This window comes from Paraburkholderia lebeckiae (assembly GCF_014201005.1).
In the GTDB taxonomy this organism is placed as follows: Bacteria; Pseudomonadota; Gammaproteobacteria; order Burkholderiales; family Burkholderiaceae; genus Paraburkholderia; species Paraburkholderia tuberum.
Genome location: NZ_JACHDK010000016.1, coordinates 35,754 through 58,301 on the forward strand (window position 1 = coordinate 35,754; position 22,548 = coordinate 58,301).

At 64.7% G+C, this 22,548-nt stretch carries 17 protein-coding genes; 8 read left to right on the forward strand and 9 right to left on the reverse strand.

Going from position 1 to position 22,548, the window contains the following annotated elements; all coding sequences use genetic code 11:
- Nucleotides 1-10: 10 nt before the first annotated feature.
- The 4 genes from HDG39_RS25200 (at nt 11) to HDG39_RS25215 (ending at nt 7,493) form a co-directional block, all read left to right on the forward strand.
- Entirely contained in the window at nt 11-1,945 is a 1,935-nt protein-coding gene (locus HDG39_RS25200; RefSeq protein ID WP_184009567.1) for an ATP-binding cassette domain-containing protein, read from the forward strand.
- A 433-nt stretch (nt 1,946-2,378) separates the two neighbouring features.
- Nucleotides 2,379-4,364, forward strand: coding sequence for a DNA topoisomerase IV subunit B (locus HDG39_RS25205; RefSeq protein ID WP_184009569.1), 1,986 nt, complete (start codon nt 2,379-2,381; stop codon nt 4,362-4,364).
- A 60-nt stretch (nt 4,365-4,424) separates the two neighbouring features.
- A complete protein-coding gene (gene parC / locus HDG39_RS25210) occupies nt 4,425-6,746 on the forward strand; it encodes a DNA topoisomerase IV subunit A (protein ID WP_184009571.1) in 2,322 nt (773 codons plus the stop codon).
- A gap of 288 nt (nt 6,747-7,034) precedes the next feature.
- Nucleotides 7,035-7,493 carry a CopD family protein gene (locus HDG39_RS25215; RefSeq protein ID WP_026225677.1) on the forward strand — a complete coding sequence of 153 codons (459 nt, stop codon included), beginning with the start codon at nt 7,035-7,037 and terminating at the stop codon, nt 7,491-7,493.
- Nucleotides 7,494-7,581: 88 nt separating this feature from the next.
- On the opposite strand, the gene HDG39_RS25220 is transcribed toward HDG39_RS25215, so the two are convergent.
- The 6 genes from HDG39_RS25220 to HDG39_RS25245 all read right to left on the reverse strand — a co-directional run bounded on the left by HDG39_RS25220 (nt 7,582) and on the right by HDG39_RS25245 (nt 15,315).
- Entirely contained in the window at nt 7,582-8,790 is a 1,209-nt protein-coding gene (locus HDG39_RS25220; protein WP_184009573.1) for a chromate transporter, read from the reverse strand.
- A gap of 38 nt (nt 8,791-8,828) precedes the next feature.
- Nucleotides 8,829-11,189 carry a bifunctional diguanylate cyclase/phosphodiesterase gene (locus HDG39_RS25225; protein WP_184009575.1) on the reverse strand — a complete coding sequence of 787 codons (2,361 nt, stop codon included), beginning with the start codon at nt 11,187-11,189 and terminating at the stop codon, nt 8,829-8,831.
- A gap of 486 nt (nt 11,190-11,675) precedes the next feature.
- Nucleotides 11,676-12,575: a PhzF family phenazine biosynthesis protein gene (locus HDG39_RS25230; protein WP_018419864.1), complete on the reverse strand. Its 900-nt coding sequence runs from the start codon at nt 12,573-12,575 to the stop codon at nt 11,676-11,678.
- Between the two features lie 195 nt (nt 12,576-12,770).
- Nucleotides 12,771-13,235 carry a RidA family protein gene (locus HDG39_RS25235; RefSeq protein ID WP_184009576.1) on the reverse strand — a complete coding sequence of 155 codons (465 nt, stop codon included), beginning with the start codon at nt 13,233-13,235 and terminating at the stop codon, nt 12,771-12,773.
- 98 nt (nt 13,236-13,333) lie between these two features.
- Nucleotides 13,334-14,530 carry an aminotransferase-like domain-containing protein gene (locus HDG39_RS25240; RefSeq protein WP_184009578.1) on the reverse strand — a complete coding sequence of 399 codons (1,197 nt, stop codon included), beginning with the start codon at nt 14,528-14,530 and terminating at the stop codon, nt 13,334-13,336.
- A 92-nt stretch (nt 14,531-14,622) separates the two neighbouring features.
- Complete coding sequence (locus HDG39_RS25245; RefSeq protein WP_184009701.1) at nt 14,623-15,315, reverse strand: VOC family protein; 693 nt, start codon at nt 15,313-15,315, stop codon at nt 14,623-14,625.
- Nucleotides 15,316-15,546: 231 nt separating this feature from the next.
- Here HDG39_RS25245 and HDG39_RS25250 point away from each other — a divergent pair, with 231 nt between their 5' ends.
- The 4 genes from HDG39_RS25250 to HDG39_RS25265 all read left to right on the forward strand — a co-directional run bounded on the left by HDG39_RS25250 (nt 15,547) and on the right by HDG39_RS25265 (nt 20,426).
- Nucleotides 15,547-17,004 carry an aminotransferase-like domain-containing protein gene (locus HDG39_RS25250; RefSeq protein ID WP_184009580.1) on the forward strand — a complete coding sequence of 486 codons (1,458 nt, stop codon included), beginning with the start codon at nt 15,547-15,549 and terminating at the stop codon, nt 17,002-17,004.
- 134 nt (nt 17,005-17,138) lie between these two features.
- Nucleotides 17,139-19,037, forward strand: a complete 1,899-nt coding sequence (gene htpG / locus HDG39_RS25255; RefSeq protein WP_184009582.1) for a molecular chaperone HtpG — start codon at nt 17,139-17,141, stop codon at nt 19,035-19,037.
- Nucleotides 19,038-19,227: 190 nt separating this feature from the next.
- Nucleotides 19,228-19,935, forward strand: coding sequence for a chorismate--pyruvate lyase family protein (locus HDG39_RS25260; RefSeq protein WP_184009584.1), 708 nt, complete (start codon nt 19,228-19,230; stop codon nt 19,933-19,935).
- The gene (locus HDG39_RS25265) at nt 19,935-20,426 is read left to right on the forward strand and encodes a DNA-deoxyinosine glycosylase (protein ID WP_184009586.1); all 492 of its coding nucleotides are present in this window, start codon (nt 19,935-19,937) and stop codon (nt 20,424-20,426) included. Before HDG39_RS25260 ends, HDG39_RS25265 begins: the two co-directional genes overlap by 1 nt.
- A gap of 25 nt (nt 20,427-20,451) precedes the next feature.
- Here HDG39_RS25265 and HDG39_RS25270 read toward each other — a convergent pair whose 3' ends face one another.
- The 3 genes from HDG39_RS25270 to HDG39_RS25280 form a co-directional block, all read right to left on the reverse strand.
- A complete protein-coding gene (locus HDG39_RS25270; protein WP_260328252.1) occupies nt 20,452-20,946 on the reverse strand; it encodes a GNAT family N-acetyltransferase in 495 nt (164 codons plus the stop codon).
- Nucleotides 20,937-21,338, reverse strand: a complete 402-nt coding sequence (locus tag HDG39_RS25275; protein ID WP_184009588.1) for a cupin domain-containing protein — start codon at nt 21,336-21,338, stop codon at nt 20,937-20,939. Before HDG39_RS25275 ends, HDG39_RS25270 begins: the two co-directional genes overlap by 10 nt.
- An 81-nt stretch (nt 21,339-21,419) precedes the next feature.
- On the reverse strand, nt 21,420-22,247 hold the full coding sequence (locus HDG39_RS25280) for an AraC family transcriptional regulator (RefSeq protein ID WP_184009590.1): 828 nt from the start codon (nt 22,245-22,247) through the stop codon (nt 21,420-21,422).
- Between the last annotated feature and the right edge of the window lie 301 nt (nt 22,248-22,548).

Sequence of the window (22,548 nt, forward strand, 5' to 3'; positions counted from 1 at the left end):
TCCCATTCCCATGTCGCTTTACACCATTACCGGAGCCCAGCTCGCGTTCGGTCACGTCGCGCTGCTCGACCACGCGGATTTCTCGCTCGAAGCGGGCGAGCGCGTCGGGCTGATCGGGCGCAACGGCGCGGGCAAGTCGTCGCTGTTGAAAATCGTCGCCGATCTGACCAAACCCGACGACGGCCTCGTCACGCGTCAGCAGCATCTGAGCACGGTCTACGTGCCGCAGGAGCCCGAGTTCAACGTCGACGACACCGTGTTCGACGCGGTCGCCGCCGGACTCACCCATGCGCGCGCGCTGCTCGACGAATACGACGCGGTCGCGCATCAGCTCGCCGACACGCCTGAGGGCGCCGAACACGACACGCTGCTCGCGCGCATGAACACGCTGCAATCGTCGTTGGACACCGCGGACGCATGGAATTGGAGCACGCGCGTCGCGACCACGCTGCAGCAGATCGGCCTGAACGGCGAAGCCCGTGTCGGCTCTCTGTCGGGCGGCATGCAGAAGCGCGCGGCGCTCGCGCGAGCGCTCGTCGTGCAGCCCGACGTGCTGCTGCTCGACGAGCCGACCAACCATCTCGACTTCGACGGCATCCGCTGGCTCGAAGATCTGCTGGTGTCGCTGCGCGCTGGGCTGCTGTTCATCACGCACGATCGCGCGTTTCTCGACCGCGTCGCGACGCGCATCGTCGAGCTCGATCGCGGGCGGCTGCTGTCGTATCCGGGCAATTTCTCCGCGTACCAGACGCGCAAGGCGCAGCAGCTCGAAGTCGAGCGCATCGAGAGCGAGAAGTTCGACAAACTGCTCGCGCAGGAAGAAGTGTGGATTCGCAAGGGCGTCGAGGCACGCCGCACGCGCAGCGTCGGCCGCATCGCGCGCCTCGTGCAGATGCGCAACGAGCGCGCCGAGCGCCGCAACGTGCAAGGCAACGTGAAGCTCGACGTCGGTCAGGGCGAGAAGTCCGGCAAGATCGTCGCGGAACTGACGGATGTGACGAAGCGCTATGGCGAGCGCGCGGTGGTGGACCGCTTTACGGCCACGGTGATGCGCGGCGACAAGATCGGCTTCGTCGGTCCGAACGGCGCGGGCAAGACCACGCTGCTGAAGCTGATCCTCGGTGAACTCGCGCCGGACGAGGGCAACGTGCGCGTCGGCACGAATCTGCAGGTCGCGTATTTCGATCAGATGCGCGCGGCGCTCGATCTGGAAAAGAGTCTCGCGGACACGATCAGCCCCGGCAGCGAGTGGGTCGAAATCAACGGCCAGAAGAAGCACGTGATGAGCTATCTCGGCGACTTCCTGTTCGCGCCGGAGCGCGCGCGTTCGCCGGTCAAGTCGCTGTCGGGCGGCGAGCGCAACCGGCTGTTGCTCGCGCGCCTGTTCGCGCGCCCGGCCAACGTGCTGGTGCTCGATGAACCAACCAACGACCTCGACATTCCGACGCTCGAACTGCTCGAAGAACTGCTGATCGACTACGACGGCACGGTGCTGCTCGTCAGCCACGACCGCGCGTTTCTCGATAACGTCGTGACGTCGGTGATCGCATCGGAAGGCGGCGGCAAGTGGCGCGAATATGTCGGCGGCTTCACGGACTGGCAGACGCAGCGCGATCGCTCGGAGCAACTCGCGCTCGAAGCGCAGAAAGAATCGAGCAAGGAAGCGCCGAAAGAAGCGGCGCCGAAGGACAGCGCGTCGGGCCGCAATGCGCAGCGCAGCGCGAAGCTGTCGTTCAAGGAGCAGCGCGAACTGGAGGCGCTACCGAAAATGATTGCCGACCTCGAGGCCGAACAGAAGGCAATCGGCGCGCAGCTCGAAGACGGCTCGGTGTTCGCGAAAGATGCACGCGAAGGCGCGCGTCTGACCGAGCGCTATGCCGAGATCGACGAGGAGTTGATGCTCGCGCTCGAACGTTGGGACGAGCTGGAAAACCGCGTCAAGTAACGCGGCGTGCGCGGCCGGCACAAAAACAACGGAAAGCGCCGCCGCGCACGACACTGAAATTCAGCGGGCGCGCGCCCGTGCATTTCCGCCGATACCTATCGCGCCGCCGTCCTGCAAGCCGTCCGTCCCCCATTGCATGTCCGCCAACGCCCGCCGCGCCTTGTCCAGTCGGCCAATTCAGCGCGGGGTCAATTGCCGCCGTGATCGAAATCAGTACAATACCCCGCGAACAGGCTTCCCCGGCGGGCTGTGCGTCCATCTCCGGCATTCGAGCGCGCCAACGGAAGCCGCGCGACAAAACAGCTTGCCCGCATCGCGGGCGCTCCACCTAACCCCGTTGTTTCGTTTCGCTTTTTTTGAATACTCAACGCATTGTCCACGGCCCTGTCCACAGGACCTGTGGACAACGATGAACCGACGCACCGAGTCAATCATGTCTACGAAAAAGCCAAACGCCGCGTATAGCGAAGCGTCGATCAAGGTGTTGAAGGGTTTGGAGCCGGTCAAGCAACGACCCGGCATGTACACCCGCACCGAGAATCCGCTGCACATCATTCAGGAAGTCATCGACAACGCATCGGACGAAGCCCTCGGCGGCTACGGCCGGCAAATCACGGTCACGCTGCATGCGGACCATTCGGTCTCGGTCGACGACGACGGCCGCGGCATTCCATTCGGCCTGCACCCCGACGAAGGCGTACCGGTCGTCGAAATCGTTTTCACGCGCTTGCACGCGGGCGGCAAGTTCGACAAGGCCGCCGGCGGCGCCTATACGTTCTCGGGCGGTCTGCACGGCGTCGGCGTGTCGGTCACCAACGCGCTGTCCACGCGGCTCGACGTCACCGTGTGGCGCGACGGCAAGGTCGCCGAACTGAGCTTCGCGCACGGCGATGTCGCGAAGCCGCTCGAAGTGCGTGCCGCCACCAAGGCCGACAAGAAATCCGGCACGCGCGTGACCGCGTGGGCCGATCCGAAGTACTTCGATTCGCCGAACCTGCCGCTCGGTGAATTGCAGCGTCTGTTGCGCTCAAAAGCGGTGCTGCTGCCGGGCGTCGAGGTCACGCTCGTCAACGAGAAAACCGGCGAGCGGCAAAGCTGGAAGTACGAAGACGGCCTGCGCGGCTATCTGCTCGAAGGCATGAACGGCAGCGATCTGCTGATTCCGCTGTTCGAGGGCGAGCGCTACGCGGAAAGCTCGCGTTCGAGCGAAGAGACGTTCGCCGAAGGCGAGGGCGCGGCGTGGGTCGTCGCGTGGAGCGAGGAAGGGCCGCTCACGCGCGAGTCGTACGTGAACCTGATTCCTACGCCCGCGGGCGGCACGCATGAGTCGGGCTTGCGCGACGGTCTTTATCAGGCGGTCAAGAGCTTCGTCGAGTTGCACAACCTGCAGCCGAAGGGCGTGAAACTGCTCGCCGAAGACGTGTTCGCGCGGGTGTCGTTCGTGCTGTCGGCGAAGGTGCTCGATCCGCAGTTTCAAGGGCAGATCAAAGAGCGCCTGAATAGCCGCGATGCGGTCAAGCTCGTGTCGTCGTTCGCCCGGCCGGCACTCGAACTGTGGTTGAACCAGCACGTCGAGCATGGCAAGAAACTCGCGGACCTCGTGATCAAGCAGGCGCAGGCGCGCACGCGCGCGGGGCAGAAGGTCGAGAAGCGCAAGAGTTCGGGCGTCGCCGTGCTGCCCGGCAAGCTGACCGATTGCGAATCGACGGAAATCGGCCGCAATGAGCTGTTCCTCGTCGAGGGCGACTCGGCGGGCGGCTCCGCGAAGATGGGTCGCGACAAGGAATACCAGGCGATCCTGCCGCTGCGCGGCAAGGTGCTGAACACATGGGAAACCGAACGTGATCGCCTGTTCGCGAACAACGAGGTGCACGACATTTCAGTAGCGATCGGCGTCGATCCGCATAGTCCGGACGACAAGGTCGATCTGTCGAATCTGCGCTACGGCAAGATCTGCATTTTGTCGGATGCGGACGTCGACGGCTCGCATATCCAGGTGCTGCTGCTCACGCTGTTCTTCAAGCATTTCCCGCAACTGATCGAGCGCGGTCACGTGTGCGTCGCGCGTCCGCCGCTGTTTCGCGTCGATGCGCCCGCGCGCGGCAAGAAGCCCGCGCAGAAGCTCTATGCGCTCGACGAAGGCGAGCTCGAGGCGATTCTCGACAAGTTGCGCAAGGACGGCGTGCGCGACAACCAGTGGTCGATCAGCCGCTTCAAGGGTCTCGGTGAAATGAGCGCCGAGCAGCTGTGGGACACGACGATGAATCCCGACACGCGCCGCCTGCAGCCGGTCGCGCTCGGCGACCTTGACTACGATGCGACCGTCGCGCGCATGACGATGCTGATGGGCAAGGGCGAAGCGGCGTCGCGTCGCAGCTGGCTCGAAGAGAAGGGCAACGAAGTAGAAGCGGACATCTGAGCGCATTGCGCCTCAATGCGGCATACGACACTTCAAGCCAAACACGGACACGGAATCTAGATGGACGACGATAACACTCTCGACCTTTTCAACGAGCCGCCGTCGGACAGCGACGTGCTGACGCTCGGCAACTACGCGGAGCGCGCGTACCTCGAGTATGCGGTCAGCGTGGTCAAGGGCCGCGCGCTGCCCGATGTTTGCGACGGCCAGAAGCCGGTGCAGCGCCGCATCCTGTTCGCGATGAACGAGATGGGCCTGGGCGACAACGCGAAGCCGGTCAAATCGGCGCGCGTGGTCGGCGACGTGCTCGGTAAGTATCACCCGCACGGCGACCAGTCCGCGTACGACGCACTCGTGCGTCTCGCGCAAGACTTTTCGATGCGCTATCCGCTGATCGACGGCCAGGGCAACTTCGGCTCGCGCGATGGCGACGGCGCGGCGGCGATGCGTTACACCGAAGCGCGCCTGACGCCGATCGCGAAGCTGCTGCTCGCCGAAATCGATCAGGGCACGGTCGACTTCATGCCGAACTACGACGGCTCGTTCGAAGAGCCGAAGGTGCTGCCGGCGCGTCTGCCGTTCGTGCTGCTCAATGGCGCATCGGGCATCGCGGTGGGTCTCGCGACCGAAATCCCTTCGCACAACCTGCGCGAAGTCGCGGGCGCGGCGGTTGCGCTGATCCGCAATCCGAAGCTCTCGCACGCGGAGCTGATGCAGCACGTGCCTGGTCCGGACTTTCCCGGCGGCGGCCAGATCATTTCGAGCGAGGCGGAAATCGCCGCCGCGTACGAAGCCGGCCGCGGCAGCCTGAAGGTGCGCGCGCGCTGGAAGATCGAGGATCTCGCGCGCGGCCAGTGGCAACTCGTGATCACCGAAATGCCGCCGAATACGGCCGCGCAGAAGGTGCTCGAGGAAATCGAAGAACAGACCAACCCGAAAATCAAGCTCGGCAAGAAGACGCTCACGCCCGAGCAGTTGCAGACGAGGCAGACGCTGCTCGGGCTCGTCGACGCGGTGCGCGACGAATCGGGCAAGGACGCGCCGGTGCGTCTCGTGTTCGAGCCGAAGTCGAGCCGCATCGATCAGACCGACTTCGTCAACACGCTGCTCGCGCATACGAGCCTCGAATCGAACGCGCCGCTGAACATGGTGATGGTCGGCGGCGACGGCCGGCCGCGTCAGAAGGGCTTGAGCGAAATCCTGCACGAGTGGATCGCGTTCCGTTTCGCGACGGTGACGCGCCGCACGCGGCATCGTCTATCGAAGGTCGACGACCGCATCCATATTCTCGAAGGCCGGATGATCGTCTTCCTGAATATTGACGAAGTCATCCGCATCATTCGCGAATCGGACGAGCCGAAGGTCGCGCTGATGGCCGCGTTCGGACTCACGGACCGCCAGGCCGAAGACATCCTCGAAATCCGGCTGCGTCAGTTGGCGCGCCTCGAGAAGATCAAGATCGAGAAGGAACTAGCCGAGCTGCGCGACGAGAAGGCGAAGCTCGAGGAACTGCTCGGCAGCGAACCGGCGATGAAGCGCCTGCTGATCAAGGAAATCGAAGCCGACGCGAAGCAGTACGGCGACGAGCGCCGCACCCTGATCCAGCAGGAAAAGCGCGCGACGTTCGAAGCGCGCGTGGTCGACGAACCGGTCACCGTCGTGGTGTCGCAGAAGGGCTGGGTGCGTGCGCTGAAGGGCCACGGGCTCGATACGGCCGGATTCAGCTTCAAGGCCGGCGACGGCCTCTACGCGGCGTTCCAATGCCGCACGCCCGATACGCTGATCGCGTGGGGTAGCAACGGGCGCGTCTATTCGGTCGCGGTGGCTCAACTGCCGGGCGGACGCGGCGACGGCGTGCCGGTCACGTCGCTGATCGAGCTCGAATCGGGCAGTCATTTGATGCACTACTACGCGGCGTCGGCGGAACAGGCGCTGCTGCTCGCGTCGAGCAACGGCTTCGGCTTCATCGCAAAGGTCGGCGACATGGTGAGCCGCGTGAAGGCCGGCAAGTCGTTCATGACGATCGACGCCGGCGCCGCGCCGCTCGCGCCGATGCCGATGCTGCCGGACGCGGCGCAGGTCGCGTGTCTGTCGTCGGGCGGGCGTCTGCTCGTGTTCGGCCTCGACGAGATGAAGACGCTGTCGGGCGGCGGCCGTGGCGTCACGCTGATGGCGCTCGACGACAACGAAACGCTCGTGCAGGCGCTCGCGATCAACAAAGCAGGCGTGATGCTGATCGGCACGCGTCGTGGCGGCCGCGTCGACGAGGAGAAGCTGGCCGGCGCCGAGCTTGCGGCGCATGTCGGCAAGCGTGCGCGCAAGGGACGCGCGCCCGACAGCAAGCTGAAGCTCGACGGCATGCGTCCGGTGTTGCCGGCTTAGTGGAGTCGATTTAACGAAGTTTGACGCGGTGAAACCACGGGCGCCTGCTAGCATGCGGGGCGCTCGCGGTCTGTCGCAGAAAAGTCCGTCGCGCGAAGGGCGTAGAAGCAAACGGGGCGCGTCGGCGTCGCGGCCAGATGAAAGTGCCGCGATCACAACGACAAAACACGACGCAATAGACGTCGATACCCGGAACTGCCTGCATCACGTATGGTCGAACGCGCTCAGTCGGTTCTGAGCGGATCGCGTGTCCTAAACGGTGTGGCGTCGTCGGGAGAGGAAAACTACATGAACAAGGCTATCGAAGTCGCGCTTTTTCTGCATCTGCTCGGGGTGGCGGTGTGGGTCGGCGGTATGGTGTTCGCGCATTTCTGCCTGCGTCCTGCGCTCGGCGATCTGTCGCCGCAATTGCGCCTGCCGCTGTGGGAGTCGGTATTTGGCCGCTTCTTCAACTGGGTCGGGGTGTCGGTGCTCGTGATCCTGATCAGCGGCGGCTTCCTGCTGATGCAATTCGGCGGCGGTCATGCTAGCTGGCCGCTGCATGCGATGGCCGGTCTCGGCATCGTGATGATGCTGATCTTCGGGCATATCCGCTTCGCCGTGTATCCGCGCATTCGCCGCGCGGTGCAGGCGCAGAAGTGGCCCGATGGCGCGCAGGCGGTCGGTACTGTCCGCCGTCTCGTGCTGATCAATCTCGTGCTGGGCGTCGTGACGATCGGCGTCGCTGTGCTGTCGCGCGGGTTCTGATCGCCGGATCGCCGGATCGCCGGATCGCCGGATCGCCGGACCGCCGGATCGCCAACGGCGCAACGGGCTTCGTGCGGCCCGCGACGCATCACGTCGTGGCGCCGTACGCGAGCCACAAACCGCACGCCAGCGCCACCGTTCCGTACACGGCATACACCGGCACCTTCAGCTTCGCGAAGCACATCGCGGAGAACGTCGCGGTCAGCATATAGATCGGCTCCAGCGGTACGTGCACGGCAATGCGCAGTACCGCGACCGCGAGAAACGCGGTCGTGACCGCGCGCAGAGTCCTCATGCCGTGCTCGAAGCGCGGGTTCACCTTCAACTGATGCAGATGCCGCTGCGCGAGCACGACGAGGCAGCCTGACGGCACGAATAGCGCGAGCGTCGCGATCAGTGCGCCGAGCCAGCCATCGACGAGATAGCCGAAGAACGGCACAACGTTCAGCAAAGGTCCAGGGGACAACGGCGACAGCGTAAACGCAAGCGTGAAGTCGTTATCGGACACGCCGACCGCCGGCGTGACGAACAGCGTCTTCAGCACCGGCAACGCCGAGAAGCCACCGCCGAACAGCGTCATGCCGGCGCCCGCGAGGCGCGGCCACAGCAGCGCGAGGTCATAGCGATGCGGCAGCGGCAGCGCAAACAGCACGAGCAGCACGCCGAGCGCGGCCAGCAGCCGATAGTCGCCGCGCTGGAGCGACACGGCGAGTCGCGAGTCGCGCTCCGGACTCGCGAACCAGCCGGCGCCGAAGGCCGCGCCGAGCATCACCACATACGCCGCGGCGCTGTGCGCATAGAGCAGCGCGATGCTGCCGAGCAGCGCCGCCGTCCATTCGAGCTTGCCGCGCACGAGCGCGCGGGTTTGCTTGTACCAACTGACCGCGATCAGCGTCGCGAGCACGACGCTGAAATGATGCAGCAGGGTTTGCGACGCGATCGTGTGCACGATGGGCGTGCGATAGAAGATCGCGAACAGCGTCATCAGCGTGAAGAAGGGCAGTACGCTCGCCACACCGGCGACCCATGCGCCCGCGCGTCCGCGCAGCGCGTGGCCGAGCTGCACGGCGACGTTGCAGCCGACGGGTCCCGGCACCATCCACGCGAGCGCGTTCAGGTCCGAGAACGCGACGCGTGAGAGCCGCCCCTCGCGTTCCACGTAATGATGCTCGAGCTGCGCCATCAACGCGAGACCGCCCCACGACAGCGCCGACAGGCCGCACACGACCCGGAACAGCGTCCATAGTGGTTCCCGTTGCCCGCGGCGGGCAGCCTCATCGCTCGTGATGGTCTGCATCGGCGCTGCGCGGGCCCCGCCGTGCGGGCGCCCGTCCTTTAATTGTTGCTGGATAGGCTGCTTGTGCTGTCGGCTTCGTGCGCGACGCGGCGGCCGCTGACGCTGTTCATGCCGCATACCCCGAAGCGCTCGAGCAGTGCCGGGATTGCCTCAACCGGCACCGGCCGCGAGAACAGGAAGCCCTGTGCCTCGATATGGCCGAGCGCGGCCAGCCACGCAATCTGCTCCTCAGTCTCCGTGCCTTCGACCACGACCGCGAGCCCGAGCGAGCGCGCGAGATTGACGATCGCGGTGACCATCACGCAGACGCTGCGGTCCCCCGGAATCGCCTGGACGAACGAGCGGTCCACCTTCAGCGTGTCGACGGCAAAGCGGTTGAGATAGGACAGTGAAGAGTAGCCGGTGCCGAAATCGTCGAGCGCGATGCGTACGCCGAGACGCTTCAACGCGAAGATTTTTTCGGAGACCACCTCCGGAAATTCCATCATCGTCGTTTCGGTGATTTCGAGTTCGAGGCGACGGGCGGAGATGCCGGTTTCCTCGATCGCGCGCGAGACCGTTTCGAGCAGGTCGCCGCGCCAGAACTGCACCGCCGAAATGTTCACCGCGAGCGATAGCGTGTCGTAGCCCTGCCGCTGCCATTGCGCGAGCTGACGGCATGCGGTCTCGATCACGAAGTCGCCGATCGGCACGATCAGGCCGGTCGACTCGGCCACGGGGATGAACTCGTTGGCCGGGATCTGTCCGTGCTGCGGATGGTTCCAGCGCACGAGCGCTTCGAAGCCGGTGATGCAGCGGCGCGTCAGATCGATCTTCGGCTGATAGGCGAGGAACAGTTGGCCCTCGGCCAGCGCGACGCGCAACTGCTGCTCCCACTTCATCAGATGGTCAGCGCGATGCGACAGATGCGGCGAATAGAACTGGTAGCAGTTCTTGCCGGCGTCCTTCGCGCTGTACATCGCGAGGTCGGCTTTCTTCAGCAGATCGATCTCGCTTTCGTTGGCGACCGAGTACAGCGCGATGCCAATGCTCGCATGCAGCACGAACGCGCTGCCGCGCACCTCGAACGGCTTCGAGAACGCTTCGCCGGCGGCCTCGGCGAGCGCGACCGCGCGCTTTTCGACATCGTCGCCCTTGATCACGACGACGAACTCGTCCCCGCCGATGCGGCTCAGCGCGCCGTCGTCGCCGACCGCGGTGGCGAGGCGCGAGGCTGTCATCTGCAGCACGATGTCGCCGGCGTTGTGGCCGAGCGTGTCGTTGACGGTCTTGAAGTTGTCGAGGTCGATAAAAAGAATCGCGAGGCGGCCCAGGTTGAACGGCTGCGCGACGTCATGGCGCAGCGCCTGCAGCGTCGCGTAGCGATTGCGCAGGCCGGTCAACAGATCGTATTCGACGAGGTGCGTCATCTCGCGCTCGCGGCCTAGCAGTTTTCCTATCAGGCCGGTCGCGACCGCGAAGAAGCTGAGCATCGCGAGCGAGATGAAGCCCGCCATCAACAGATAGACGTTGCGCGTGTGGTTGTAATCGGCGAATTCTTCGTCCTGCGAAAGACCGACGAGCACGCCGAGCGGATAGCCGTCGATGTGCCGGTACGACACGATGCGCGTGACGTTGTCGATCGAATCGACGTAGGTGCCCGACACATGCTCCGAGGTCGGATACATGCCGCTCGCGGTGAACGTGCTGCTCGTCCTGCTGGCGTTGCCGGTGCGGCGCGCGAGCACGGTGCCGTTGTCCGAGATCACCGCGATCACGCCTTCGCGGCCGATCGCCGCGTTGTTGTAGAAGTCCGACGTAAAGTAGCTCGGGTCTTCGGAGACCACGACGACGCCCGCGAACGAGCCGTCCGGATGATTGAGACGCCGCGTCATCTGCAGCGTCCAGTGACCCGATACGCGGCCGAGCACGGGCTTGCTGATGTACAGCTGGTCGTCGTTTTCGTGCTCGTGGACCTTGAAGTGCTCGCGGTCCGACAAGTCGATGTGAGCGGGGTTGAGTTCGGTCGTATTGGCGATCAGTCTGCCGTGCTCGTCGATTATCGACACCTGCACGAGCGTTTCGCTTTGCACGACGCCTTTTTCGACCGTGCTCGCGAGATCGAAATGATCGGGCGTCTTCTCGAACTCGTACTTGACGAAGCGCGTGATCTGATCGACCTGGTGAATCGCCTTGACGGTGTGCTGCTCGAGCGCCGCGGAAAGTATTGCGGAAGACGCCATCGCTTCGCGGTACGTCGCGTCCCTTTCTACCGACAGCCGCGCGAAGATCACGGTCCACAGCAGGATCAGTACGAGTACCCCGAGCGCGGGAATGACGAGCAACGCGCGCCGGCGCGTGACCAATGGATCGCGTCGCGGCCTGGCTTCGCGCGGCTCGGAGAAGCGGGACTGAGTCATCGCGCGGGCCTTCGCTGGGTGCGGGCCGCTTGCAAAAGCATGGGCATCGACTGCGCGAAATAGATGGATGGCTGCATGGTGACCAAGGTGCCAAAGCTGCTGCGCAGGAGGAGAGGGCGTGGCGCCGCGCCGGACCGTCCGCAGGTCATCGGATAGAGTTCGCTATATACGTCTCGATATTACTGAATGCCACTGGATTAAGGAAGCTTCCGGGCATGGGGTATACGCTCGCGCGGCGAGCGCCCAGGTGTGGCTGTTCACGTGGCCTGCATCGCCGGTCTTATGACGCGACCGGTCCGTGATTTGTCGAAGACTTCATCGGCAACGGTGCCTGTCACTCGGCAGTTTCTGGCAGGGCTTTTGCAATCCGGCCACGATGAATTCGGAGAACCAGGTATGGCGACGCAATCGCGCCGCGGCTTTTTGTGGTGTGAAGCGGCGACATGTGGCGTGTCGCCGTGGCGTGCGCGCGAAGCCGCAGCTCGCTTACGCGAGCCGGCACGTGCCATCGACGATCGTCACCGAGGGCCCGCCGATCCAGATCTTGCCGCGTGCATCGTCGTAGTGGACCGACACGTCGCCCGCGCGCCCGAGCGCGGTGCCCTGACGCGCCGTGTAGCGCGCGGCGGGACGACGGTGCTGCAGGTTCAGCAGACCCGCGAGCGCGGCATTGGCGCTGCCCGTCACCGGGTCTTCGCCGACACCGAAGCCGCCGCCCGCCATCAGGCAACGGACCTCGAACGTCGCGGGGCCGTCGGCGTCGTGCGGTCCATACACGGCGACGCCGTGCGTGTCGACCGAATGCACGAGCTCGGCGAGCGCCGCCGCGTCGGGTTCGAGCGCGAGGCAGGCGCGTGCCGAATCGACCCGCACGACGAGCCACGGCGCGCCGTTGTCGACCGCGCACGGCGGCGCGCTGAAGTCGATCGCCTGACTACGTAAAGCCGTAGACAGCGCTTCGTAACGATGCTCGGCGAGTGGTGTCACGCGCGCGGGCGGCGCGGCGAATGCCCATGCGCCGTGCATGTTGTCGGCGCCGTCGAGCGCTTCGAGTTCCACGAGACCCACGCCGCATTGCTGGATCAGCTTGCCAGCCTGCTTCGGCTGGTAGCCGCTTTCGCGCAAAGCATGCGCGGTGCCCAAGGTCGGATGACCCGCGAACGGCAACTCGCCCCCCGTCGTGAAGATGCGCACGCGATAGTCGGCGGCCGCGTCGGTCGGCTTCAGCAGAAACGTGGTTTCGGACAGATTGGTCCAGCGCGCAATGGCCTGCATTTGCGCGGTATCGAGCGCGTCGGCATCGAATACGACGGCAAGCGGATTGCCCTTGAATGGTGTCGACGTAAACACGTCGACCTGTTTGAAACGAACGGTGTGAGCGGACATCGACAGGCCTCGGGGCAATGGACGTTGAGGGAGTTCGCGGATTCTATCCGGCTACGCGGCGGCGATCCACCGTCGCCATAAAACAGAAACGCGCCGCCGGTGCGTGACACCGGACGGCGCGCTTCAATCGCAATGCGGCGTGAATCGTATGCGCATCTCACGCGACACCGCATGCTTGGTTACATCGCGTCGATGCTATTGGACCTCGGCGATCAGCTCGATCTCGACGCACGCGCCGAGCGGAATCTGCGCGACGCCGAACGCCGAGCGCGCGTGCTTGCCGCGCTCGCCGAACACGTCGGCGATCAGCTCGGACGCGCCGTTGGTGACCAGATGCTGCTCGGTGAACTCGAGTGTCGAGTTGACGAGGCTCATCAGCTTGACGATGCGCGTGACGCGGTTCAGGTCGCCGACGTGCGCATGCAACGTGGCGAGCAGATCGATCGCGATCGAGCGCGCGGCGCCCTTGCCTTCCTCGGTGGAGAGCGTCGCACCGAGCTTGCCGACCCAGACCTTGCCGTCCTTCTTCGCGATGTGGCCCGACAGGTACACCGTGTTGCCGCTTTGCGCGCTCATCACATAGGCCGCTGCCGGCGCACCCGCCGCCGGCAATTCGATGCCGAGTTCCTTGAGCTTGTCGTACACATTCGATTGAGCCATGTCGTGTCCTCGTTTCGGTGAGATTGCATGAATGCCGGCGAAGTCCGCACGCAACGCGCGTGCAAGCTTCGCCCCGATGGCAGTGCGGCTAACGCCGTTCAGATTTTCGCGCGCACGAGTGCGGCGAGACGCGCCACGCCTTCGTCGATTTTAGCCGGTGGCACCGTGACGAACGACAGACGCAGCGTGTTGTGCTGGGCTTCGTTCGCGAAGAACGGAGCGCCCGGTACGAACGCGACGTTCTGCGCAACCGCTTCCGCGAGCAGCTTCATGCTGTCGATTCCCGCCGGCAGATTGACCCAGATGAACATGCCGCCTTCCGGACGGTTCCAACTGACGCCTTCGGGCATATAGCGCTCGAGCGCGGTGAGCATCGCGTCGCACTGGTTGCGATACAGCTCGCGGATCGTCGGCACGTGCGTGTCGAGGAAGCCGTCCTTGACCACTTCGTGCACGATGCGCTGCGTGAAGCTCGGCGTATGCAGGTCGGTGGCCTGCTTGGCCTGCACGAGTTTGAAGATCAGCTCCTCGGGCGCGATGATGAAGCCGACCCGCAGACCCGGCGCGAGCACCTTCGAGAAGGAGCCGAGATAGACGATGTGATCGGGCGCCATCGACAACATCGTCGGCAGCGGTTCGCCCGCGTAGTCGAGCGCGCCATAGGGATCGTCCTCGATCACCGGGAACGGCGCGGTCTTCGCGAACTCGGCGAGCGCGCGGCGGCGTTCGACCGGCAGACGGCGGCCCGTCGGATTCTGGAAATTCGGCTGCGCGTACAGCAGACGCGCGCCATTGGTCAGTTCCGGCTTCAGGCTCTCGGGGACCAGGCCCTGCTCGTCGGTCGGCACCTGCACGTAGTGCGGCTCGTACATCGAGAACGATTGCAGCGCGCCGAGGTAGGTCGGCGTTTCGACCAGCACCGGGCTACCGACGCAGACGAGCACCTTGCCGAGCAGGTCGAGCGCCTGTTGCGAGCCGGTCGTGATCAGCACCTGCGACGCGCGGATCTGCGCGCCGTTGGTCGAGTGGCGTTGCGCGACCCATTCGCGCAGCGGCAGATAACCTTCGGTCGCGCTGTACTGCAGCGCCGCGGCGGGCGTGTCGCGCAGGATGCGGTCGGACGCCTCGCGCATGCGCTCGGCCGGGAAGGTGGCAGGCGAGGGCAGGCCGCCGGCGAAGGAGATGACTTCGGGCCGTTCCGTGACCTTCAGGATCTCGCGGATCGCGGAGCTCGTGAGCTTGCGCGCGCGTTCGGACAATTGCCACGTCGGGGCTTTCAGGTCGCTTTGGTCCATGATCTCCTCTGGTATTTCTGGAACCGGTCAAAACTTCAATTATCGCGCGACTGGCCAACCATTGCCGCTGGGGTTGCCCAATCACGCGCTGCTTATCCGAGGGTTCGCGGACCCTCGGGTGTTTCGAATTCGGCGACGAGCGCTGCCGCGCCGTCGGTCGGCTGTACGTCCAGCAGGTGCGCGGCGCCGAGCCAGCGCAGTTGCTCGCCAATCAGCTCTGGCCGCGGATGCACGGCTTTCAACGCTTTCAGCGCGAGGGTGGTCGGTGCCAGCGACTGCGACGGATGCCGCGTCGAGTCCCACTGGATCAGCGAGGGCAGCACGCCGTCGCCGGCGCCTTGCCACGCGGGGAACGACCCGTCGTCGGGCACCGTCAGGCCCCACGTGAAATCGCCGCGCGTCATCGGCACGACCGGCGCGATGCGCTGCGGATACTGCGCTTGCCACGTCGTCAGATGCTTCGGCCGCTCGACGCGCGCGACCCAATGCGACAGATACGGCCCGTTTTCCAGTCGCGCCTGCGTCGCCGGGTCGTCGAGCGCGAACAGGCGCGGGCGCGGCGCGGTGCCATCGGTTGCGTCGGCCGCGGCGTGCGGATCGATGGCGATCACTTCCAGGTAGACGCCGCCCCACAGGCCGAGCAGGCGATTGTGGGTCCGCATCAGCGGATGCGCACCGCCGCCGGCCGGCGCGACGCCGAGCGTATCGGCGACGTACTGGACGCCTTCGTCCAGGGTGCGCGCGGAGACGACGAGGTGATCGAGACTGAGCGATTGGGCTGTCAGGGTGGTCATGGCGGATCGACGGAAAACGCTGTTCTTCGCAAGGGCCAGTTGCGCGCCACGCTTGTGGGCAGCGCTGTCGGGGCCGTAAGCATAACCGTTTGCCGGATCGGTGGGCCATACGTATGGATTTACATGGTGTCACCAGCCTCGCTGGATTCAAATGTAACGGCCGTGACCTGCACAGTAACGGTACAATCGGCGCGATACTGTTCGGTACAGTTGGAGTCCGTCATGTCCGTCCCGCTTACCCAGATTCCTGCCCCGCACGACACCGCGTCGTTGACGCTGGTCGAACAGCTCGTCCAGTGGGCGCGGCGCCGCATCGAGGAGCGCGTGTTCCGCCCCGGCATGCGCATGCCGTCGATCCGCAAGCTCGCGCTCGACAAGGGCGTGTCGCGCTTCACGGTGGTCGAAGCGTACGAGCGGCTCGTCGCGCAGGGTTTTCTGGAGTCGCGGCGCGGCTCCGGCTTCTATGTGCGCGAGCGCCAGGGCGGCGCGGCGACGGTCTCCGAGCTGCACCCGCGCGCCGAGACGCTGCCCGCGCCGGCCAATATCGACGTCGTCTGGCTGCTGCGCAACATGCTGCACACCGGCGCGCGGCCCGAGCGCAGCCCGGGCCTCGGCTATCTGCCGGCCCGCTGGCTCGACGGCGACCTGATCACCAACGCGCTGCGCACGCTCGGCCGACAAAGCGGCATGCAGATGCTCGGCATCGGCACCGCGCAAGGTTTCCTGCCGCTGCGTCAGCAGTTGCAGACGCGGCTCGAGGAGCTGGAGATCGGCGCGTCGCCCGAGCAGATCGTGATGGTGTCGGGCATCACCCAGGCGATCGACCTCATTTCGCGCATCTACGTGAAGCCGGGCGATGCGGTGATCGTCGGCGATCCGGCGTGGTTCCAGATGTTCGGCTGCTTCGCGTCGCAGGGCGCGCGGCTCGTCGGCATGCCGTACAGGCCGGACGGCCCCGATCTCGACGCGCTCGAAGCGCTGGTCCAGGAATGGCGCCCCAAAATGCTGGTGATCAACTCGGTGCTGCAGAACCCGACCGGCACCTCGCTGAGCGCCGCGCAGGCGTTCCGCATCCTGCGGCTTGCCGAGGCGTATGACTTCATCGTCGTCGAGGACGACATCTACGGCGACCTGTGCCCGCCTAGCTACGCGGGTACGCGGCTCGCGAGCCTCGATCAGCTAAAGCGCGTGATCTACCTTGGCAGTTTCTCGAAGACGCTTGCGCCGAATCTGCGCGTCGGTTTCATCGCGTGCGCGGCAGAGGTCGCGATGGTGGTCGCCAATCAGAAGATGCTGGTCGGCATGACGAGCCCGGAGTTGAACGAGCGCGTGATCTACAAGATCCTGACCGAGGGCCACTACCGGCGGCACGTCGAGCGCATTCGCGCACGGCTCGACGGCGTGCGCGAGAAGGCCGTGCGGATGATCGAGAAGACCGGCATGAAGCTGTTTCTGACGCCGACGGCCGGGATGTTCCTGTGGGCCGACACCGGCGTGGACGCAGGCGGGCTCGCCGCGGCCGGGCACGAAGCCGGCTATCTGCTGACGCCGGGCGGGCTGTTTTCGCCGCAGCAGTCGCCGAGCACGTGGATGCGCTTCAATATCGCCAATTGCGGCGATCCTGAATTGTCGGCGTTCCTAAGCCGTTATCTCGACGGCGTCGCGCGTCGCGCCTCTTGAAACCGCGCCGGAGCGTCCCCATTTGCGCGGACGATCCGGCGGTCCGGCGCTCCGGCACGGCGGGCCCGAACCGCGGTTGGAATCCGCTTCGGCCGCCGCTCATCCCCCATTCGCAACAGAGAGGAAGTCCGACCATGGCACAAGAAACCATGAGCTTTCAGGCAGAAGTGAAGCAACTTCTGCAACTGATGATCCATTCGCTGTACAGCAACAAGGAAATCTTTCTGCGTGAGCTGATTTCGAACGCGTCCGACGCGGCCGACAAGCTGCGCTTCGAGGCGATCGAAAACAGCGCGCTGTACGAGAACGATTCGAACCTGCGAATTCGCGTGTCGTACGACAAGGCCGCGCGCACCGTCACGATCGACGACAACGGCATCGGCATGAGCCGCGACGAGACGATCGCGCACCTCGGCACGATCGCGCGTTCGGGCACCAAGGAATTCTTCGGCAAGCTGTCGGGCGACCAGCAGAAGGACGCGGCGCTGATCGGCCAGTTTGGCGTGGGCTTCTATTCGGGCTTCATCGTCGCGGACAAGATCACCGTCGAGACGCGCCGCGCCGGTTTGCCGGCCTCGGAAGGCGTGCGGTGGGAAAGCGCGGGCGAAGGCGATTTCGCGGTCGAGACGATCGAGCGCGCCGCGCGCGGCACGACCATCACGCTGCATCTGCGTGCCGATGAGGACGAACTGCTGTCGTCGTATCGGCTGAAGTCGATCATCCAGAAGTACTCGGACCACGTCGCGCTGCCGATCCTGATGAAGAAGGAAGAGTGGGACGCGGAAAAGAGCGAGATGGTCACGAAGGACGAGGACGAGACCGTCAACCAGGCGAGCGCGCTGTGGACCCGTTCGAAGAACGACATCACCGACGATCAATACAAGCAGTTCTACCAGCACATCTCGCACGATCATCAAGATCCGCTGACGTGGACGCATAACCGCGTCGAAGGCCGCAGCGAATACACGCAACTGCTGTACGTGCCGGCGCACGCGCCGTTCGACCTGTGGAACCGCGAGCAGCGCGGCGGCCTGAAGCTGTACGTGAAGCGCGTGTTCATCATGGACGACGCCGAGCAACTGCTGCCTGCGTACCTGCGCTTCGTGAAGGGTGTGGTCGATTCGGCCGATCTGCCGCTCAACGTGTCGCGCGAAATCCTGCAGGAAAGCCGCGACGTGAAGGCGATCCGCGAAGGCGTGACCAAGCGCGCGCTGTCGATGCTGGAAGAACTGGCCAACGCGGACAACGACGCCGATAAGGAAAAGTACGCAGGCTTCTGGAAGGAATTCGGCCAGGTGCTGAAGGAAGGCATCGGCGAGGACTTCGCCAATCGCGAGCGCGTCGCGAAGCTCGTGCGCTTCGCGACGACGCATACGGGCACGGCCGAGCAGACCGTGTCGCTGGCCGACTACGTCGCTCGCATGAAGCCCGAGCAGACGAAGATCTACTACGTGACCGCCGACACGTGGCAGGCCGCGTCGAACAGCCCGCATCTCGAAGTGTTCCGCAAGAAGGGCGTCGAGGTGCTGTTGCTGACCGATCGCGTCGATGAATGGATGCTGTCGTTCCTCAACGAATTCGACGGCAAGCCGCTGCAAAGCGTCGCGCGCGGCGACCTCGATCTAGGCGCGCTGAACGACGAGGAAAAACAGGCGCAGGAGAAGATCGGCGAAGCGTTCAAGCCGCTCGTCGAGAAGATGAAGGAAGCGTTGAAGGACAAGGCGAAGGACGTGCGTCTGACGTTCCGCCTGACCGACTCGCCGTCGTGCCTCGTTGCCGACGACGGCGAAATGAGCGGCTACCTGCAGCGCATGCTGAAGGCCGCGGGCCAGCAGGCGCCCGAGTTCCATCCGATTCTCGAAGTGAATCCGGAGCACGCCCTCGTGAAGGGCTTGCATGCCGATAGCGCGAATTTCGACGACTGGTGCCATCTGCTGTTCGATCAGGCACTGCTCGCCGAAGGCGGTGCGCTAGAAGATCCGGCGAGCTTCGTGAAGCGGACCAATGCGTTGTTGCTGTCGCGCGCGGGTTGAGCGTGAGCCGAAAGCGTTGATGTCGTTGCTGGATTGACGCCCGGTAGTAGAGAAATGCGCTGTTTCGGCAGCGCATTTTTTTTGCCTTCTGGTTTGCGTCGGCTCGCTGGCTGAAGGAGCGCGCACGATCGCCGCCGCGGTCGTCGCCGCGAAAAATTGCCGTCGGAGCACGCCGCTATAATCCGACACCATGCCTATCCGTTTCGATCCCACCGACGCCCACTGGCGCGTCGCGCCTTTGGCCACTTTCAGCGCCGCCCAGAAAGACTGGCTGACCCGCGGCGGTTCACTGACCGCGCACCTGCGCGCGCTCGGCGCGGTCGCGGTGCGCGTGACTCGCGAAGCCGTCGCGCTGCCGTGGCCCGACGAAGCCGCCGCGCTCGGACTCGCGCCGCGCGCGCCGGTGTGGGTGCGCGAAGTGGTGCTGTCGGTCGATGGCGTACCGTTCGTCGCCGCGCATAGCGTGACGCCGCGTGCCGCGAGCGTCGGCGTCTGGCAGGCGACGCGCCGGCTGCGCACCCGGCCGCTCGCGGAGTTGCTGTATAGCGATAGCAGCGTCGCGCGTTCGTTGCTGGTGAGCCGCAGGGTGGGGCAGGGGCATCCGTTGTATCGGTTGGCCGCGCATGAAATCGACGGCGGCGATCGGCATGCGCTGGTGGCGCGTCGCTCGGTGTTCGAGCGCCACGGCGCGCCTTTGATGGTGACCGAATGCATGTTGCCGGCACTGTGGGAGCATTTGCGTGCGTTGGACGCGGCCGCTCGCGCGCACGCTGCCGCGTCAGGCACCGGCGCGGCGCATATCGCGCACGCGCGGGCGCGCGAGCACGGTCGTCCGCTCGATCACACCGCGTCGCGTGCGCACAGCGTGCCGCGCAGCGCCGACGAGCGGAGCCGCTGATGTCGTTCAAGCGTTGCTTTGCGCCTGTCGTCGACGCTGATACGCGGGTCTTGATTCTCGGTAGCTTGCCGGGCGAGGTGTCGTTGGCTCACGGCCAATACTACGCACACCCGCAGAACAAATTCTGGTTACTGGTCGGTGAAGCGATAGAACGGGATCTGGTTGGCATGGCCTATTCGACGCGTCTTGAGACGTTGCTCGAACACCATATCGGACTGTGGGATGTCGTTGCCGAGGCTCGTCGAACAGGAAGCCTGGATAGCCGGATTCGCGACCATGCCAGCAACGATCTGATTGCTCTCATCGATACGCTGCCGAAACTGGCTTCCATCGCCTTCAACGGGGGGACGGCGGCCAAAATCGGGATGAAAGCGTTGGGCGAGCGGGCAGAGCAATACCGGCTTGTCCGTTTGCCATCGAGCAGTCCCGCCCATGCCTCGGTTTCATACGCTCAAAAGCTCGACATATGGCGACGGCTAACCTGCGTCTGATCGACCGACAGGATGCCATTCGCGGTCATAGATCGAGCGCAAGAAACCGTGTGCCTTCGACTGGATTCTCGTAGTAGGGCGCGGTTTCGACGAACCCTAACCGCTCGTAGATGCGCTGTGCAAAACCGGTTTGCGGAACCGTGTCGAGAACCAGCGTCGAGAATCCCAATGTCTTCGCTTTCCCGATCACCGATGTGACCAGCGTTTCGCCAAGCGACAACCCTCTGAATGCTTCACGAACATAGAGCCGTTTGATTTCCGCAGTGTCTGCCGTATGACGAAGCAGTCCCGCGCAACCGGCGAGCTCGCCGCCGGCGTCGGCGACGAAGAACATGCCGGATGGCAGCGTATAAACGGGTTCGAACGCGTCCATTTCCGCATCGAATCCACGGTACGACAGATCCATATCCAGCCAGCGGACATACTCGCGGATCACGGCGACGAGGTTGTGCGTGTCGGCGGGGAAAACGGCTTCGCGAACGATCGGCCGCGGCGTTTGCATGGCGGCTCTCAGATCCATACGTCGTTTTCGGCGGTTCTTTCGTTGGTCGTATCGCCAGTATTGACGACGCCGCGCGGTTCGATGAGCAGCAGCTTCACCTCGGACTCGGCATACGGCTTGTGCTCGACTCCCTTTGGTACCACTGCCATTTCTCCGGGAAACAGTTCGATCGAGCGGTCGCGGAAGTCGATGCGCAACCGGCCTGCGAGGACGATGAACGTCTCGTCGGTATCGGCATGCCGATGCCAGACGAAATCGCCGGCTATCTTTACGACCTTGAACTGATAGTCATTCATTTCAGCCACGACGCGCGGCTGCCAGTGGTCGTCGATCTGACTGATCTTGTCGAGCAGATTGATGGTCTTGTATTGGCCGCGTTGCTCGGGTGTCGGCTGGGAATCGCTGTGCATGGTGGCTCCATTCGGGTGATACCTGGAACAGAGCATAGTCCCGCCGCCGGCGAGTGTCTTGAACGATCGTGCAAGCTTGCGTTAGCCGGCGCGCCGATCGCTCGTCATCGCGAGCCAACGTGCGGGAGGGATTCCGTATGCGTGGCGAAAATGTCGGGTCATGTGGCTCTGGTCGGCGAAGCCGGCTGCCGCCGCCGCGTCCACGAGGGAAACGCCGCGCAGCATCATCGCGCGCGCGGCTTCGAGCCGGCGCATGACCAGGTAGTGATAGGGGCTGGTGCCGTAAAAAGTTCGGAAATCGCGCGAGAGGCTCCAGCGGTCCTGCCCGCTGACGACGGCAAGTTCATCGAGCGTGACGGTGTGCGTGCACGATGCGTGCAGATATTCCCGTGCTCGCTGCGCTGCCGCGAAATCCGCGGACCTGCGCGTCTGCCGCGCGCCCGAGCCGTTATCCAGCGCAAGCGCGAGACCGGCGAGCGCGTCGTCACGTTCGAGCGGCTCCGCGTCGCCACGCATCTGGTGCAGCGCTGTCTTCGTGGCTTCGAAGAGGCGCGGATCGGTCGTGACGCCGCCTTCGACGAACGGCAGGGGGCGGCCGCCGAGGACTTCCTGGATCGCGGCGGGCTGCACGTAAATCATCTGATAACGAAATCCCTCGTTCGTGCCGGCCTGACCGTCGTGCACTTCGTCGGGATGCAGGACCATGGTCTGTCCGGGCAGGCTGGTGCGCAAACCGCGCCTGTAATGGAAGCATTGGACGCCCGCGAGGGTCAGGCCGATCGCGTAGGTGTCGTGCCGATGCATGGAGTACGCGTTGCCGTGGAAAAAGGCTTCGATGCGTTCGACTCCGCGGGTGGATTCCGAACGGGAAATCCAGTCGGATTGGGCTTTCCGGGTATCGCCGTCCATCACACGCTCCGGCTTGGTTTGGCAGATCTGCGGGAACATCGATATCGGAGGATTGTAGCGGTGCGAATGTTCGCACGCCTGGCATGCACGATGGCGCGACTGACGCCGGCTTCGCGTATCCAGTCAACCGCGATCGTCATTTGCTCTGCCGGGTCCATGTGTGCTCCCGTTGTTCACATTCCAAATTCTCCTCGCAGCCCGAAAATGAGGCAGAATCCAAACGTGCGACCCGCTGCGCGACGCAGTCCGCCGTGTTCGCTTAATCGTTCCGCTTTGGCGTTCCAGGGCCCCGCATCGCCAT